The following is a 16,506-nucleotide window of genomic DNA, read 5'->3' on the forward strand; positions in this document are numbered from 1 at the left end:
CGTACGCACATGCTGCGCTGCTGCAAGCTGAATATGATGTTCTTAAGAGTAATGTGTCCCTAGGACACATTACTCTCCTTGTTTAACAAGGGGAAAGCACATATCTGCATAAAGATGTACAGAATGGTTTTGTAGGGATAATCAGGGCTGTGGTTTCTTCCGGCAAAACCGACAAGAAGGAGAGAATCTTGTGAACAAAAAACTCATTGAAGATACATTCCGGATGCTTCAGGCTGAAATGTCCCCGATCGCCGGAATTCAGTTGTATCTCTCTCCGGCAGAATGCGAGCAGTTGCTCTCGGTACTGGAACGCCATGATCTGGAATATGACCGCAAAGTCCATTTGCTAGGTATTTATACCATTCTTACCGTGGCTGCACAGCGCCATATGGAATGTGTCCCACATCATCCTGACCTGACCCGCAGCATTTTGGATGGAGATTACCTATACAGCTTTTACCTGCAGTTTGCAGTGAAATGCCGAGAGCTGGATCTGGTTGCATATTTGGCTCCCTCAATCAAAAAAATGCAAATTGGACGGTCAAATGGAGATTTCACGGAACAGGATCCGGCCCAGGGGTTTGATGAATTCCTCATTCAGGAGCGCAGACAGCGAAGCCGCACAAGCAAAGCCATTTGACAGGTGGGAACACAAAAGATGAAGCTGCACGAAGCCTTGCATATTGATCTGGATGAAATTAACCGCGAAATTAAGAATTTGGTGACCCGCGATAAGGATGTTCCCAAAAAGTCGCTGCTGGCGCAGAGTATTCTCGAACTGACCGGCTCCGGCGGCAAACGGCTACGCCCGCTGATGGTCATAGCCGGCAGCCGGTTCGGACGCAAGCCGGCCGGACGCAGAACCCTGCAATTATCCGCAGCCGCTGAATTCATCCACGCCGCCTCATTGATTCATGATGATATTATTGACGACGCCGAACTGCGGCGGGGCGAGCCTGCGCTGCATACCAAGACCGGCATCTTATCTGCTGTGCATATCGGCAATTATATGTCCGCCCGCGTCATCGAGCTGCTAAGCAAGTATTCAGGTGATAAGAACCGTTACGTTCACGATCTGTCTTCTGTGGCCACTGCCCAGTTATGTCTGGGGGAATACCAGCAAATGGAGCATGCCTTTGATTACAACCTGACACTTGAGCAATACCTGGAGAAGTCCCGTAACAAAACAGCGCTGCTGATGGCTACCTGCCTGCGGGTAGGTGCACTATCCACAGAAAGCACCGAAGAAGTCGCCGATCTTCTCTATAATTTCGGCGAATCGCTCGGCATGTCATTCCAGATTCAGGATGACATCCTCGACTTCACCCAGTCGGCGGATGTGCTCGGCAAGCCCGCAGGCAGTGACCTGCGCCATGGCCAGGTTACCTTGCCTGTACTCTTCGCCCTGCAGGATCCTGAGCTTGCTCCTGTGATCCGCCGGATTGGCCCCTCTTCTTCTTCCGAAGAGGTTGCGCATGTCTTGGAGCTGGTTAAGAACAGCGACGCTCTGGCCCGCACAGAAGCTGTCAGCCAGGACTACCTGTCCAAGGCCGCAGCGATTGTGCAGCAGCTCTCCAGCTTCCCGGCGCATGCCGATCTGGAGATCCTGCTGGAGTATTTCGCTGGACGCGACCGGTGAGCCGGAGCTATTGTCCGTGCAGCAGGTTAACCACTGCACGCTATATCAATTTCTAAGTAAACGAGTCCTTTGGGGCTCGTTTTTTTTGCTATATGCGAATCCCCGCCTATATCCCAGTGATTCTTATGAAAATCCTGTACAGAATACAACATTTCGCTCATAAACTGGGCCTTAAAGTAAAATTGTTGTACAAACTGCAGCATTTTTTCTCCTCCGAGCCGCTTAGCGGAACAATTGTTGTATTTCATACAACAATCCGTCCGAACACCCTACTATTGATGAATCAGAGTTGTAAAACGTACAACATTATGCCCGTACAGAGTTACTCAGGTACTTTATAGAGACCTAAACTATACAAGAACGCAATAGGTACGACTCATTCGTGTTTTTTGATGGATTTCTATTGTACGGCGCGCAGCAGAAATAGTTAAGCCAGGCTTTATTCCTACCCGTTTGATGTTGCTAAACAAGCGAACGCAGCAACGCGAACGTGAGCGTGTTTAGCTTAGTGGTTTTGCTTTTTAGGTTTGCTCTTGTGGGTTGTCCCTTGGGGGTTGTCCCTTGGGGGTTGTCTCTTGGGGTTGTCTCTTGGGGGGGCTCTTGGGGTTTATCCTTGTGGGTTGTCTCTTGGGGGGGGTCTCACGCAGACAAAAAGAAAAGCGCGAAGCCTAAGCTTGTCGCGCTCTTTGCCGCCCGCCCCGCTGGGTAGGCTTGTTGTCTTTTTGAAGTTAATCTTGCCTGGGGAGAGGTTAGGACGGAACGGAGAGGAATTTTGGAACTGGAGAAGCGTCAGCGTTCGCCTTTAAGCTCGGATTCCTACCGCTCACAGCGGTTCTAATCAGGGACTCCGAGCTTAACAGCGATCGGAAGTCCAAATATTCCGCGCAGTGCAGCATCCCAACCTCACTCTCGCCAGCGCATACCTAGCCCCTAGCAAACTAATTAACGTAAAAATAATCAATCAACGTACACAGCAATATCACCATACTGATCACCTGGTTCAAATTATAAGAAGCCACCTTCATCATCTTGCGGTTCGAAGGCTTGATGATCTTATGCTCTGTCATGAGCAGCAGTGTAGCAATCCCGATGCCGACCAGATACATCCAGCCGAGATCACGCCAGAGATACAGGAACAGCAGCAGCATAATCATAATGAAATGCAGACCCTTGGAGATCCGTAGCGCGTTCTCCAATCCGAAGAAGCTCGGAATGGACCACAAGCCATTTTTCCGGTCGAAATCGATGTCCTGGGTCCCGTAGATGATGTCAAAGCCGGCTATCCAGAGCATGACCACCGTTCCGATAACGAATGGAGTGAAGGCAATATTCCCAGTTACTGCAAACCAGGCACCGATCGGCGCCGAGGCAATCACGAAGCCCAGATACAGATGGCTCAGGAAGGTAAAACGCTTCGTATACGAATAGCTCGAGATCAGCACGATGGCCACCGGGGACAGCATCAGGCAGAGCAGATTCAGCATCCCGGAAGCGACAATAAACAACGCATAGTTGATGATGATGAACAGAATAACTTCCTTCTCAGCGATCAGACGCTGCGGTAGATGCCGGTGTGCGGTACGCGGATTATTACCGTCAAAGGTACGGTCCACCAGGCGGTTGAACGCATTGGCCCCGTTACGCGCGCCGATCAGAGCGATCAGCCCCCACAGCATCATATGGCCGGAAGGCCAGCCTCCCGCCGCCCACACCATCGAGATGATGGCAAAAGGCAGGGAGAACAGCGTATGGGAGAACATAACCAGCTCGCTGAACATTTTCAATTTAAGTGCCGTATGCTTAAAAGCATTAATGATAACCATAATGTTGTGCCTCTTTCTTCAATGAATCGCTTGCTTGACCAGGGACAGTACTTCATCCAAGGCAGCAAGCATAGCATCAATATTCTCTGCGGTGACGACCAGCGGCGGCTGGAAGGCGAGAACATTGCGGCCTATACCGTTTTTGCCGATCAGGTAGCCGCGGTCCTTCATCTCTTCAAGGACATGGTCTGTCCGCTCAGCCGCCCCCTCAGCTTCGGAACCGGCAAGCTCGGCACCCAGCATGAATCCGGTCCCCCGCACATCGGTGATCAGCGCAGGATAACGCTCCTGAAGCCGGAGCAAGCCTTCCTTCAAACGTCCGCCCAGCTCAGCCGCACGTTCCGGCAGCCGTTCACTCTGGATATAATCCAGCACAGCCAGCGCCGTAGCCGCGGATACAGGGTTGCCCCCGAACGTCGAGGCCGAAGGCTTGTTCAGCGATGCAGCAATCTCATCTGTAGTCGAAAATGCGGCGACAGGAACTCCGTTGCCCAGTGCCTTAGCCATGCTGATGATGTCCGGAACTACGCCGAAATGCTCCATCGCAAACATAGCTCCCGTACGGCCATAGCCGGTCTGAATCTCATCGTCAATGAGCAGTACACCGTACTGTTCCAGCAGCGCTTTTACCTCGCGGAAATAAGACAGGGCTGGCATAATCATGCCGCCATTCCCCTGAATCGGTTCAACGATCATGGCGGCGATAGTATCCCCTTTCTCGGCGAGTACACGCTTCAGGCTCTGAATCGACCGCGCAGCAGCTTCTTCCAGCGTCATCTCCGGATGATACGGACGCTCAATGAACGTCACATCTTCATCCAGGTAAGCGTCTGTCCGCCACATTTGCAGGCCGGTCACGCTCATTGTAAGATTGGTCCGTCCATGCAGTCCGGCTTCCAGGGCAATGAACCCTTTGCGTCCGGTATGCATCCGTGCCAGCAGGAGTGCCCCTTCATTCGCTTCCGAGCCGCTGTTAACGAAGAAGGTCCGGCGCAACGCGCCCGGCAGCAGACCCTCCAGACGCTCGGCCAAATCTACATTCGGCTGGGTCAGATAGACGGTCGAGGTATGCTGCAGCTGCTGCAGCTGCGCTATCGTGCGGGAGGTAATCGCCGGATTGCAGTGGCCGCAGGCGACAACCGATACCCCGGCGAAGAAATCCGTATATTCTTTGCCGTTCTCATCGTACACGTACTGCATGCTTCCGCGTACCAGTTGCGGGGCATCCCGGTAAAAATGTGCAGTGCACGGGTAGAAATACTGCTTTCTTTTGGCGGCTACCGCATCTCTTCCAATGATGTTGCTCTGTTCCATGAAGGTTCCCTCGCTTTCAGCTGCTGATAATCCAAGATGATGGCCATAATGTGAATAAGAAGATACGATTCAGGCTTATTAGATTGTGAAAAAAATAACTTATAAATGCGCCGCTTACCGTTATTATACTCGCCGAAGCGTTATTTTAAAATTGAATTATTATTAATTAAATTGCAGTGAGCCCAGTGTGTAGCCCGCGTATACCGGCTTAAGTCCGCCCAGCAGATCCTCATCCAGCTTCGGTCCGTTAAGCGCAGCCTGGTAAGCAGCAATAATCGTGCGCAGTTCATCTGTGCTGTAAGTAGCCCCTTCGATCCGGAAGCTCGCAATCCCAAGTCCGTTCATCTCATCCAGCATCGGCAGATAACACAGCTCTTTGGCGAACAGCAGGTGGCAGCGACCATATTGGTCGCGGTAGACCGGATTCTCACCTTTGTCGGTTTTGAGCACCAGCACATCATTGCTGACAAACTGGTTGTCTTCCTCACCAATCGGCTCCATCACTTCTGTATTCTCGAACAGATCATGCTCCATATACATCAGCGCCGGCGTTCCGTGAACCACAACTTCCAGCGGCAAATCGCTGCGCGAGATGAAGGAGGCAAAGTGCTCCAACGTCATTTCCGGTGAAACTGTAAGCTTCGTAAGGCCGAGTCCGGTATACAGTCCGGCAGACAGGTGGTTGTAAACATTCAGGTTGGCATCGCCAATCATCGGGTAACCGGTCCCGCGGTAGCGGCGGATTGCTCCAAGGTTCGTAATCATCAAGCCGTCAATCGGCAGCTTCTCCCCGTTCAGCAAGTGGTCATATTGATCAAAATGCAGCTCCGTCATCATCCGAGGCATTCCGAGGTACAGCTTGGTCCGGCCTTTGATGGCTCCAAGCTCCTTAATATCCTGCTTCGTGAACGGACGGTCCGGCTCAAACACATCACCCGGAATATATAAGCTCTCTACACCCATCTCCAGCACGAGGCGCGCCTGTTCCATATTGTTCACCCGCACAGCCAGCTCCGGCTTCGTCTGCTTACTGCGTTTATCTTCGGCCATCCGTTCGCGCAGCTGCATTACCCGTGCTTCGGACAGCTCGCGCTCTGCAGTCGGTGTACTGAATACTTTGCCAGTGCTATAGAACTTGCCTGTACCTTCATAGCGGCGGTTGATATTCGTTAGTCCCGGTTTGCCAAAAGCATAGGCGGTGGAGAAGTCACGTTTGCGGTTCTTGTACAGCTCTTTGGAATCCACCGTACGGTCAAAGCCCAGCGGATCATCGATATAGCGGTCAATCGCATCGCCATAGCTGTTGGCCAGGTTCACCATAAATTCCTGGTCGCGCATGCGGCCTTCAATTTTGAAGGAAGTAATACCGGACTCAATCAGCTCCGGAAGATGCTCATACATGAACATATCCTTCACGGCCAGCGGGTATTCCGCAGGGAAGACATAGCCGTCACGTTTGATCCGGTAATCCCAGCGGCAAGGCTTCATGCATTTGCCCCGGTTGCTGCTCATCCCGAACACCTGGGAACTGAAATAGCAGTTCGCTCCGTGCACGGAACACATATCGCCATGGATGAAATATTCCAGCTCTACACCGCTTCTGCTTCCCAGCAGCTTCGCTGTCTGCAGATCCATCTCACGGGAGGTAACGACCCGGCTGACGCCAAGCTCCTTCAGTGCGTGAATCATCTCCAGATTATGCACATTCATCATGACCGAAGCGTGAACCGGAACGGTAAGCTCCATCTCGCGGATCAGCTCCAGCACAGCCATATCCTGAACGATCAGCGCATCCGGACGGGCGCTATCCAGAAACTTCAGGTACTCTCGGGCTTCTTCCACGTCTTCTTCGCTGAACAGATTATTTACGGTGACGTATACTTTTTTATCCAGCTTGTGGGCGATCGACACGGCTTCAATTATTTCCTCATGACTTAAGTTATAGCCCTTGCGCATCATTCTCATATTCAGCACCGGACCGCCGAAATACACGGCATCACACTTCGATTCAATCACAGCCTTGAAAATCTCAAACGTTCCGGCAGGTGCCAACAATTCAATCTCTTTACCATTAAAATAACGTGCCATTCTTGTTTCCTCCTAAACTTCCTACAATAATGCTACTGCAATTCCTAAGACAACGAACATAGCAACAAACAGCGTATCAGCGGCGCCCCACCTGAGGCGGTGATACCGGCTGCGCGGCGCATCCATACGGAAGCCCCGGGCTTCCATCGAATACACCAGGTCCTGGGCACGCCGGAAAGCACTGGCGATGACCGGAACCAGCAGGGAAACTAGCATCCGCGCCTTCTCTTTCAAGGGGAGCTCCTTCAGATCTGCGCCGCGCGAGGCCTGCGCCTTCAGAATAATCTGCGCCTCATCCAGGATCGTCGGGATAAAGCGCAACGCGATGCTGATCATCAGCGTAATCCGGTCCGGTGACAGGCCGAGCTTCTTAAACGGAGCAAGCACACCTTCAAGGCCCTGGTTCAGCTTGCCGGGTGTTGTCGTAAAGGTCAGCAGTGCCGTGAAGGTCAGCAGGAACAGCATGCGGATGACCGAGAACGCCCCCAGCCGCAGGCCTCCCTCATGCAGCGAGAAGGAGCCAAGTGACCACAGGACGTCCCCTTCCTTCACGGACAGGGACTGCACAATGAAGATGAATAACATCAGATAACGCAAAGGCTTCGCAGCCTTAATGAAATATTTTAGCGGGATGCGGGTGGTTGCCATAACAATGATGGAGAACACGGCTATCAGCCCAATCTCCATCCACGAATCGGACAGCAGAATAATCACTACATAGAGCAGCATGCCCGTAATTTTGGACCGGGCATCCAGCTTATGGACCCATGAGCCCGTATCAATGCTGCGTCCCAGCAGCAGGCGTTCATTCATGGCCATTCCCCTTTTCTTCCATGCCGGCGGCGTTCTTGCGCTCTGCGAGCAGGGCGGCGATCCGTTCCGCGAGGGCCTCCGCCGTAAGGAGCGGCTTCTCGCCGGCCAGGCCGAAGCGCTGGGCGACGGCCTGCCAGTACCGGAGAGACTGCGGAACCGTCAGTCCGCAGCGCTCCAGGATCGCCGGATCAGCGGCCAGCTCCTGGCCGCTGCCCTGGAAGGCGAGCCCGCCGTCCTTAAGCAGGGCCCAGCTGTCGGCATACGGCAGCAGCTCATCCATCCGGTGCGTCACGATGATGATCGTCCGGCCCTGCTCACGGCACAGCCGCTCCAGCAGCGCGATCAGCTCGGCGCGGCTTACCGGGTCCAGCGTCGCTGTCGGCTCATCCAGCACGACAATGTCCGGGTCCATCGCCAGCACCGAGGCGATGGCCGCCTTGCGCATCTGTCCGCCGCTCAGGCGGAACGGATTGCGCTCCAGCAGGGCAAGGTCCAGGCCCATGTCCGTCATCGCTTTGCGTGCCCGCTCCTTGGCCTCCTCCGGACTCACGCCGAAGTTAAGCGGCCCGAAGCAGAGGTCCTTCTCCACCGTATCTTCGAACATCTGCTGCTCCGGGAATTGAAAGACCAGTCCGACCCGGCGGCGCAGCGGAAGCAGCTTCGGCGACTTCTCTCCTGCAGTGATGGTTATATCAAACACCTGCACTGAACCTTCTGTCGGTTTCAGAATCCCGTTGAACAGCTGGAGCAGCGTGGACTTACCGGAGCCCGTTGCCCCGGCAATCCCGGTCAGCGACCCCTGGGCAATATTCAGATTAATCCCATGCAGCGCCGTCTGCTTCCACATACTGCGGTCAGCATACGTATAGCTTACTTGCTGAAGTTGTATGGCCATAGTGTGTCTATAAGCTCCTTTTCGCTGGCGGGTACATCCACCGTAATCCCCCGGTTCTGCAGTTCACGGGCAAGACGCCAAGGGTAGGGTTCCCGCAAATGGCATTTCTCCAGCAGGTCTTCATTACGGAACAGCTCCGCAGGCGGCACATCCGCCGCTATGCTTCCGCCATGCAGCGCAAGCACACGGTCCGAAGCCAGGATTTCATCCGGATCATGTGTAATCAGCAGTATCGTGTACGCCCCTTCTGCCTGCATGTCCCGCAGAATGCCCATAAGCTCATCACGGCTGCCTTCGTCCAACATAGAAGAGGCCTCGTCGAGGATGACGATGCCTGGCTTCATGGCGAGAATCGAAGCAAGCGCGACACGCTGCTTCTGTCCGCCCGACAGCTCTCCGGGATGTTTGGACAGCAGATGATCAATGCCCAGCTTCACGGTATAGAGATCAAGCCGCTGCTTCATCTCTTCGTAGGGCAGACACAGGCCTTCCAGGCCGAAGAGGATATCTTCCTCTACCGTCTGTCCGATGAACTGGTTATCCGGATTCTGGAACACCATCCCGATGCATTGCCGGATGTCTCCAATGGTCTCTTCCTGCAGTGTATGTCCGCAGACAGTAATCTCCCCGGCACTCTTGGGCAGCAGTGCATTCAGAAGCTTGACGAGCGTAGATTTCCCGCAGCCGTTGGGTCCTACAATGCTTACCCATTGACCCGGCGGGATAGACACGTTTATGTCGTGGAGAATCGGATGCTCCGGATCATATCCGAACGAGACTCCAGCAAGCGTAATAACGGCCGGTTCCTCACCGGCCTCTGTATCTTTGTACGATTGATTCATGTTAGTCATCCTTCCGCAGCTAGTGGCCCGGTCCGTTCAGGAACTCTTCAAACAAGGATATCTTGGATAGCGAGTCTACGACATACCGCACGGCGAAGCCGACAGCAATCCCCGTCACAATCCCGGTAATCAGCAGAATCGGCAAGTAGTAGAAAATACTCGTTGAATTGAATACAAACGAGGCCGCAAGCAACTGGCCGGTATTATGAGCCAGACCCCCTGCAATGCTGATTCCGATCACACTGAATTTCTTGCCGCCGAGCTTCACCAGTGCGAACATGACCACAAAGCTGAACAGCGAGCCGAACAGGCTGAAGAGCAGACTGGACAGTGTGCCGAGCAGAAATGCGGTCAGCAGCGTCTTCAGAATGACCAGCACGAACACATCTCGTCCACGCAAAAAGTAAATACAGGTCAAAATCATAATATTGGCGAAACCCAGTTTGGCTCCGGGCATCAGCCCCATTCCAGCAAGCGGAATCTGAGCCTCGACAATACTCAGCACTACGGCAACGGCCGCGAAAATCGCAATAATAACCGTCCGCTTCAGCGCTGTAGCCGATTCACTACTGGACATAGGCATCTACTTCATCCTCCCCCGACCCGCTTGCAATTTCAACTAATACCCGGTGCGGAAGGCATACTATGGTCTGCTTGGGCAGCGTGATAAATCCAAAGCCGAGACATACCTGATCGGGACAATCCGCATCGTACATCTCAATCCCGTAATCATGCACCTTCAAAATGTTATAGCCCCGATCTGTGCGAATATCAATGGTTTGCTCTTCTTTGGTAAGCGTTACTGTTTTGAACAGCTTGCCGTCTACCGTTATATTGGCCGTAAGTTCTTTGCCCGGCCCACCTTTATCAGCATCATTTGACAGCCATCTCGGCACGAGAAAAGCGAGCGCAGCAATCAAAACGATAGAAATCAGCAGCACATCTGCGCGTTTCATAGAAATCTCCCTTATTTTTTAATTAAAATCCAGACTTAATAATTATAACGGTCCGCCCGCAATCCTTCAATGAATGTAGTCGTTAATTGTCGCATTTCAATGGCAGTTCACAAAATAGGCACGCAAAGCAGAAGCGGAACCCACCATAAACTGGATGGCATCCGCTTCTGCAAGAAATATAAGGATAACCGGAAGAACGCTGCATCCTCATCCTGTTTTGACGGGACAGCCTGTTTGAAGAGGTTCCGGCTTCCGTCCAAAGTAAGACAGAAACAAGCCGGCGAATTCCGGGTCCCATTGAGTGCCCCTACCCTGCTCCAGAATAGCCAGCGCCCGGTCGTGATCCATCCCTTTGCGGTAAGGGCGGTTAGAGGTCATAGCATCATAGGCATCCGCCACAGCGATAATCCGGCCATGTAAAGGAATATCCGTACCGGCAAGGCCATCCGGATATCCTTTACCGTCATAACGTTCATGATGGGAACGGACGCCGCCCAGATAGGGTGCCATCTTTTCTACCGGTTCAATCTGCCGCAGAATATTCTCTCCAAGCACCGAATGGCTCTTGATCTGGTCAAACTCCTCATCGGTCAGGGCTTCTTCCTTGAACAGGATGCTGTCCCTCACCCCAATCTTGCCAATATCATGCAGCAGGGCCGTCTTGCGCAGATCGTCCAGCTGCTGCCCGGTGAGTCCGGCCAGCTGGCCGATAATGACCGAGTATTCCGCGACACGCAGGGAATGCCCTGCCGTGTAAGGATCACGGGCATCCAGCGCTACAGCCAGTGTAGTGAAGTAGCTGTCGAGCAGCTGCCGACTCTGTTGCTCCCGGGCCTGCAGCCCCCGGACCATCATATTAAACCCCGCTACCAGCTTGGAGAATTCATCGGAGTATTCATCCTGTACCTGAATCATATTGCCGTCTTTCACATGATTCATTGCCTGATACAGCTCATTAATAGGATGCTGCACACTGTTGGTCAGCAGCCATGCTGCAATGGAGGAGAAGAGCGTGCCGATCAGCAGCACCATACTCGCCCAGGCCCAGTAACTTTGAAGCCCTACCACAACTACAGGACCTACATGACCATTCAGACGAATATGGGTAGCCATGATAAACAGAAACAGCGGAAAGGTGCCGATCAGCATGCAGCTTATCAGGAATTTGGGACGAATAGGCACAAACACATGGCCTTCCAGGGAAAAGTCGACGCCATACTGCTCCAGCGCCCGGTTCCTGAATTCTTTGATCAGCGGAATAATGGCCGTACAGGTCAGAAAAAATTCAATCAGCGCATGCATACACGCCACAAGAACAGCGCCGCACATAGCCAGAATCAGATAAAAATACGGGATAGTGATCCAGCCGTTGTAGATCATCCAGAATGTCATCAGGACAGCCGGGAGGGACAAGCCCAGAAGGTGAGGCCCCATAATCCGCTGAACCGCGCGCTTGGGCAATTGATGTGTATGCAGATACGCCTCTTCCAGCATAGACAAAGTAAGGTTCTCTTCATACAGCGCATTGCGTACCGGTCTGATCTGATTGATAAAAACCCCGATCTCCATGACCGCCATAATCACGAATGACAAGGCGAGCACAAGCAAGAGCCTGAAGTATTCAATGCTGCTAATCTCCAGAGAGGAGAGCAGAATCAAACTCCCTACCGCCAGCACCGCTACTGCTGAGCCGAATATATAATTCCGGATCTGATTTTTCAAAAATCTTCTGTATAATCTCATCTGTCCCATCATCCGTCCCGGCCTCAGCCCAATATCCGCTTGCTTTTCTATATATCACATGTTATAATAATATAATATTTGTTTTCGTGTATGATTATCCCCATCAAGAAGATGTCAGGCCGGTGAATTACTTGTCTTTACTATCGGCAGTTTGGACACAAAATCTTACGTTTTCTTGCAGTACTTTTCCTTTTTATGAGATTAAATTCGAACATAGCATTCCGATTCGCACTGGCGCGGCCACGGAGCCGCAAGGACAAAAGAGAGGTAGGGCTTTTGTCGTATTGGAAGGATTTCTCTCGCCACACGGCTGCTGGAAATAACAAGGAACAACGACACCCGTTTCGCTCACAAACGGCGGGGGATTCATATACCGATAAGACATGGCTGGCTGCTTCCCTGACACAGGGAAAGGCCCCATGTGTGGAACATAATAAGCGCCCGATACCCGCTGTTTGCGGATATCGGGCGCGTCTACGTTCCGGGGACTTTTTTAGACCCAATCAGCCGCTGCCGGACTGTGTATGTAACGTTCCACGAAGTCGCCTACTGTGCGGATATACTCCCTTTTATCCGTATCATAGGCAAGACCATGCCCCGCTCCATGCACCACCAGCTTCTCCTTCGGACTCTTGCAGGCATCATACAGCTCATCCATCATCGCAAAAGGCACAAACTTATCCGCATCTCCATGGATAAACAGAATGGGCACCCGGGCTTTACGCACCTGATTCAGCGCTGAAGCTTCACCGAAATAATAGCCGGCCTTCATCCGCGTTACCAGGCTGGCAATCTGCACAAAGGGAAAGCCCGGCAGATGATACATCCGCCACAGCTGGTAAGTCAGCTGCGCTTTGACTGAGGTGTAGCCGCAATCAGCAACAACGGCTTTGACCTGCGGAGGAAGCTGTTCACCGGCGGTCATTAACACTGTCGATCCGCCCATAGATACGCCATGCAGCACAATTTGCGCCTCCGGCCCGGTCTCCTGCAGAATAAATCCGATCCACTGCAGATAATCACGGCGCTCCGGCCAACCGAAGCCAATATAGTCCCCTTCGCTCTTCCCGTGACCTCTGGCGTCGGGCAGCAGTACATTATATCCCAGGTTGTCATAATAGTTTTTGGCGGTTGCCCCCATGTCCTTAGCCTTGCCGGAATAACCGTGGGCGATAATTACGGTACGGCCCGCAGCACGCTCTGAAGCCAGATAGTAGCCTTGCAGCTTCAGTCCATCTTCCGAGACCAGCTCCACTTCCCGGAAGTTCTGCCGTGCCACCCATTCCGCCCCTTCCCCCCACGAAGCTCCGGCTACCGGCGGGTCCACCTTCAGATCCGGCGTCTTGCCCAGGAATTCCTTGGGCGCCCGCTTAATAGCCACTCCATAAAAGTAAAATCCGGCAAAAGCCAAAATCCCCGCGATTACAACCAGCACTACTAGCAGGTATATACCCCACATAACGTTCACCCTTTCAGTAAGCAACCATCCCTTTGAGGAAATGTGTATTCTTGCTTTTGAATAATTTGAGCATAGTATAGCATGGTATCCGTCCAACTAAAAACACTGCCGTCAGTCCGGCGCTGTCTGGTGTGTGTAAGTAGTGAGCTACGAATTGAATGCGCTCCCCGTATACAAAAAGACTGCTTCCCGGAGAATCTCTCCGGCAGCAGCCCTCATCCAAACACAGCGGCTTAATCATAATTATTTGCGCTTGTTCACTCTGGCAGTTCTTCTAAGAAGCAGGCCCAGACCGGCAAGAGCAACACCCGCAATATAGTACGGCGCAGGACTTGATTCACCCGTCTGCGGCAGGGTTTGCTCTGCAGTCACACTGCCCAGAGGAATCTCGTCATCGATAATGATTTCTTCAGGTGCCGGTCCTGCTACAGGTGAAGGTCCAGGTGCAGGAACCTCCACAACTGGCTGTAGCGCTGTTGTTGTCAGCACCGTCACAACCGGTGATGCTGCCGGCCCGAGAGGAACCGGGTCATCAATAATAGTCGTGTCAGTATCAGTCACAATAGTCCCAATCACTGTCGGAGCGGTTGATGTCGGAAATACGAAGCTTGGGACAAAGACGCTCGTGCTGGTTGCTGTCGGTGCTGTTGTCGGTACAGCGGTCGGCACTGTTGTTGGTGCCGCTGCCGGTGTTGCCGTTGGCACTGTTGTCGGCGTTGCCGTTGGTGCCGCTGTCGGTGTTGCCGTTGGTGCCGCTGTCGGCGTTGCCGTTGGCGCTGTTGTTGGCGTTGCCGTTGGTGTCGGCGTTGGCGCTGTTGTCGGCGTTGCCGTTGGTGCCACTGTCGGTGTTGCCGTTGGCGTCGCTGCCGGTGTTGCCGTTGGCGTCGGCGTCGCTGCTGGCGTTGGTGTCGCTGCCGGTGTTGCTGTTGGCGTCGCTGCTGGCGTCGCTGTTGGCGTCGGCGTCGCTGCCGGTGTTGCTGTTGGCGTCGGCGTCGCTGCTGGCGTCGGCGTCGCTGCCGGTGTTGCCGTTGCCGTCGGCGTCGCTGCTGGCGTTGCTGTTGGCGTCGGCGTCGCTACCGGTGTTGCCGTTGGCGTCGGCGTCGCTGCTGGCGTTGCCGTTGGCGTCAGCGTCGCTGCCGGTGTTGCCGTTGGCGTCGGCGTCGCTGCCGGTGTTGCCGTTGGCGTCGCTGCCGGTGTTGCTGTTGGCGTCGGCGTCGCTGCCGGTGTTGCTGTTGGCGTCGGCGTCGCTGCCGGTGTTGCTGTTGGCGTCGGCGTCGCTGCCGGTGTTGCCGTTGGCGTCGGCGTCGCTGCTGGCGTTGCTGCTGGCGTCGGCGTCGCTGCCGGTGTTGCTGCTGGCGTCGGCGTCGCTGCCGGTGTTGCCGTCGGTGTCGCTGCTGGTGTTGCTGTTGGCGTCGTTGCCGGTGGCGTCGGCGTTGCCGTTGGCGGATCTTGCCCCTTATAAGGAATATGGTGCGATTCCCCCGATCCTAAGAGCGAAGCTCCGATCAGATTCCCGTTGATTTGACCATTATTAAATTGAATAGAGGCATATGGAGCCAGCACAGATCCCAGAACTCCGATACCTTCGATTTGAAGACTGGTCGCTTGACTGAAGTTATATAACACTTTACTGTTCATAGCGTTATCCTTATTTCCGTTACCATTAATTCCAGTCCCCATATTCTTCATAGTTACTGTAGTACCGGAGATGTTAACTATAGCTGTTGAGCCATCGGGAATCTTAATTCTCAACTCATTTGCACTAGATAGCTTGCTGCCGTCTACAGTAAATATGTTAACATCCGAATTTGTACCTTCCAAAAAGAAATTACCGGAGTTGGCAGTGGTAACCCCATTAACAGGCTGAGAAGCAAGCTGTTGAGATTTCTCACGGAGCAAACTGAACTCGGCTGCAAAGTCCACAACATTTATTTGTTGTTGTAAGCTTCCTGTTCCCCCGCGCGGGCCGCCGCTGCCGCTATAACTCCCCCCGTAGACTACATCACCCACGGTTTCTCCCTGGGAATAATACAGATTACCACCGGCGATGAGAGAGTAGGCTTCCTTCGTTTCCTCACTAGTAAGACTATGTCCCACAGAATAATTAACATTTAAATTCACGTTTCCGCCGGCAGCTAATCTACCTTCAATATCACTATGTTTAACATCAACATCTCCCAAGATGAACACATTATACTTGGATGCATTACCCGGCAAAGAGTTGCCCTCGGCTTTAACTGAGGTGCTCCCCAGTGAAATAATTCCGCCGCTTCCTACAATCAGAACTGATATAAGTCCGAACACCGTAAGACGTTTGAATTTTTTTAATTGGAACATACAGCTCACCTCACAGTTAATATAGATATAGGCCACATTTATATAACAAAAAAAGACCGCCGGAAAGAGGATTGCTCTCTTTACGGCAGTCGGACGATCATTGCGCTCCATCGCGCTTTAGACTCCTGGACTTTGCGTCCCGTCCTTTCGAACGGTTTGCGTTTATACGTCAGTGGAAGATTAGGTTGTGAAATTATGTACTAAATCAAACTTTTATACCAATGTCTATGACATTCGTTACTTTGGAACTATTTTTAGTTTATCCGCTATCAAGGCTGATTGTCAATGAAATCCTTTGAAACATCTGGTAATAGATTATATCTGCTGATTCATTCCAAAGCACTGTTACAAAAGGTTTTTTTTAATAATCTATAGCTTTTTCGCCTAAATCCCGATCCTCTCAACGCCCTCGATGGCACCTACAAGAATATTTTGAAACCATGTATAAAGAACTAATTTTAATATTGCAAATTTTAATATAAACATGAGGGCCCATGATCTTAAAGACGCACCTCTTTCTCCTTAGCACATTTTCTTTTACGAGGAAACATAATAACAAATGTAAATCCCATATAAAAAAGGCTGCTTTCAGGAGAA

Annotated in this window: 13 protein-coding genes and 1 riboswitch; of the genes, 2 read left to right on the top strand and 11 right to left on the bottom strand. The window is 52.5% G+C overall.

The annotated features are described in order from the left end of the window. Nucleotides 1–190 precede the first annotated feature (190 nt). Both MHI42_RS17905 and MHI42_RS17910 read left to right on the top strand, forming a co-directional pair. Nucleotides 191–640, top strand: a complete 450-nt coding sequence (locus tag MHI42_RS17905) for a hypothetical protein (RefSeq protein WP_039309806.1) — start codon at nucleotides 191–193, stop codon at nucleotides 638–640. Nucleotides 641–658: 18 nt separating this feature from the next. Continuing rightward, a complete protein-coding gene (locus MHI42_RS17910) occupies nucleotides 659–1,639 on the top strand; it encodes a polyprenyl synthetase family protein (protein ID WP_342424638.1) in 981 nt (326 codons plus the stop codon). A gap of 938 nt (nucleotides 1,640–2,577) precedes the next feature. Here the strand turns inward: MHI42_RS17910 and MHI42_RS17915 are convergent. The 11 genes from MHI42_RS17915 to MHI42_RS17965 form a co-directional block, all read right to left on the bottom strand. Further along, nucleotides 2,578–3,462: a UbiA-like polyprenyltransferase gene (locus MHI42_RS17915; protein WP_342424639.1), complete on the bottom strand. Its 885-nt coding sequence runs from the start codon at nucleotides 3,460–3,462 to the stop codon at nucleotides 2,578–2,580. An 18-nt stretch (nucleotides 3,463–3,480) separates the two neighbouring features. After that, nucleotides 3,481–4,776 (bottom strand): aspartate aminotransferase family protein, encoded by a 1,296-nt coding sequence (locus MHI42_RS17920; RefSeq protein ID WP_342424640.1) that lies wholly within the window; start codon nucleotides 4,774–4,776, stop codon nucleotides 3,481–3,483. Nucleotides 4,777–4,938: 162 nt separating this feature from the next. Then, nucleotides 4,939–6,864 (bottom strand): U32 family peptidase, encoded by a 1,926-nt coding sequence (locus tag MHI42_RS17925; protein ID WP_342424641.1) that lies wholly within the window; start codon nucleotides 6,862–6,864, stop codon nucleotides 4,939–4,941. Between the two features lie 21 nt (nucleotides 6,865–6,885). After that, nucleotides 6,886–7,677: an energy-coupling factor transporter transmembrane component T gene (locus MHI42_RS17930; protein WP_342424642.1), complete on the bottom strand. Its 792-nt coding sequence runs from the start codon at nucleotides 7,675–7,677 to the stop codon at nucleotides 6,886–6,888. Further along, nucleotides 7,670–8,572 (bottom strand): energy-coupling factor transporter ATPase, encoded by a 903-nt coding sequence (locus tag MHI42_RS17935; protein WP_342424643.1) that lies wholly within the window; start codon nucleotides 8,570–8,572, stop codon nucleotides 7,670–7,672. The genes MHI42_RS17930 and MHI42_RS17935 overlap by 8 nt, the downstream gene beginning before the upstream one ends. Next, complete coding sequence (locus MHI42_RS17940) at nucleotides 8,548–9,414, bottom strand: ATP-binding cassette domain-containing protein (protein WP_342424644.1); 867 nt, start codon at nucleotides 9,412–9,414, stop codon at nucleotides 8,548–8,550. The genes MHI42_RS17935 and MHI42_RS17940 overlap by 25 nt, the downstream gene beginning before the upstream one ends. A gap of 19 nt (nucleotides 9,415–9,433) precedes the next feature. Next, nucleotides 9,434–9,997 carry a Gx transporter family protein gene (locus MHI42_RS17945; protein ID WP_171720249.1) on the bottom strand — a complete coding sequence of 188 codons (564 nt, stop codon included), beginning with the start codon at nucleotides 9,995–9,997 and terminating at the stop codon, nucleotides 9,434–9,436. After that, nucleotides 9,981–10,370, bottom strand: coding sequence for a NusG domain II-containing protein (locus MHI42_RS17950; protein WP_039309813.1), 390 nt, complete (start codon nucleotides 10,368–10,370; stop codon nucleotides 9,981–9,983). Before MHI42_RS17950 ends, MHI42_RS17945 begins: the two co-directional genes overlap by 17 nt. A gap of 207 nt (nucleotides 10,371–10,577) precedes the next feature. Then, entirely contained in the window at nucleotides 10,578–12,092 is a 1,515-nt protein-coding gene (locus MHI42_RS17955) for an HD domain-containing phosphohydrolase (RefSeq protein WP_342424645.1), read from the bottom strand. A gap of 514 nt (nucleotides 12,093–12,606) precedes the next feature. Further along, nucleotides 12,607–13,572 carry an alpha/beta hydrolase gene (locus MHI42_RS17960; RefSeq protein ID WP_342424646.1) on the bottom strand — a complete coding sequence of 322 codons (966 nt, stop codon included), beginning with the start codon at nucleotides 13,570–13,572 and terminating at the stop codon, nucleotides 12,607–12,609. 243 nt (nucleotides 13,573–13,815) lie between these two features. Then, nucleotides 13,816–15,909, bottom strand: a complete 2,094-nt coding sequence (locus tag MHI42_RS17965) for a choice-of-anchor A family protein (protein WP_342424647.1) — start codon at nucleotides 15,907–15,909, stop codon at nucleotides 13,816–13,818. Nucleotides 15,910–15,990: 81 nt separating this feature from the next. After that, nucleotides 15,991–16,080: riboswitch (cyclic di-GMP riboswitch) on the bottom strand. Nucleotides 16,081–16,506: the final 426 nt, after the last annotated feature.

Source organism: Paenibacillus sp. FSL E2-0178 (assembly GCF_038593005.1).
GTDB classification, from domain to species: Bacteria; Bacillota; Bacilli; order Paenibacillales; family Paenibacillaceae; genus Paenibacillus_AQ; species Paenibacillus_AQ phytohabitans.

Coding starts and splice junctions, on each gene's coding strand:
- MHI42_RS17910 (WP_342424638.1), top strand. CDS start 659: ATGAAGCTGCACGAAGCCTTGCATATTGATCTGGATGAAATTAACCGC.
- MHI42_RS17915 (WP_342424639.1), bottom strand. CDS start 3,462: ATGGTTATCATTAATGCTTTTAAGCATACGGCACTTAAATTGAAAATG.
- MHI42_RS17920 (WP_342424640.1), bottom strand. CDS start 4,776: ATGGAACAGAGCAACATCATTGGAAGAGATGCGGTAGCCGCCAAAAGA.
- MHI42_RS17925 (WP_342424641.1), bottom strand. CDS start 6,864: ATGGCACGTTATTTTAATGGTAAAGAGATTGAATTGTTGGCACCTGCC.
- MHI42_RS17930 (WP_342424642.1), bottom strand. CDS start 7,677: ATGAATGAACGCCTGCTGCTGGGACGCAGCATTGATACGGGCTCATGG.
- MHI42_RS17935 (WP_342424643.1), bottom strand. CDS start 8,572: ATGGCCATACAACTTCAGCAAGTAAGCTATACGTATGCTGACCGCAGT.
- MHI42_RS17940 (WP_342424644.1), bottom strand. CDS start 9,414: ATGAATCAATCGTACAAAGATACAGAGGCCGGTGAGGAACCGGCCGTT.
- MHI42_RS17945 (WP_171720249.1), bottom strand. CDS start 9,997: ATGCCTATGTCCAGTAGTGAATCGGCTACAGCGCTGAAGCGGACGGTT.
- MHI42_RS17950 (WP_039309813.1), bottom strand. CDS start 10,370: ATGAAACGCGCAGATGTGCTGCTGATTTCTATCGTTTTGATTGCTGCG.
- MHI42_RS17960 (WP_342424646.1), bottom strand. CDS start 13,572: ATGTGGGGTATATACCTGCTAGTAGTGCTGGTTGTAATCGCGGGGATT.
- MHI42_RS17965 (WP_342424647.1), bottom strand. CDS start 15,909: ATGTTCCAATTAAAAAAATTCAAACGTCTTACGGTGTTCGGACTTATA.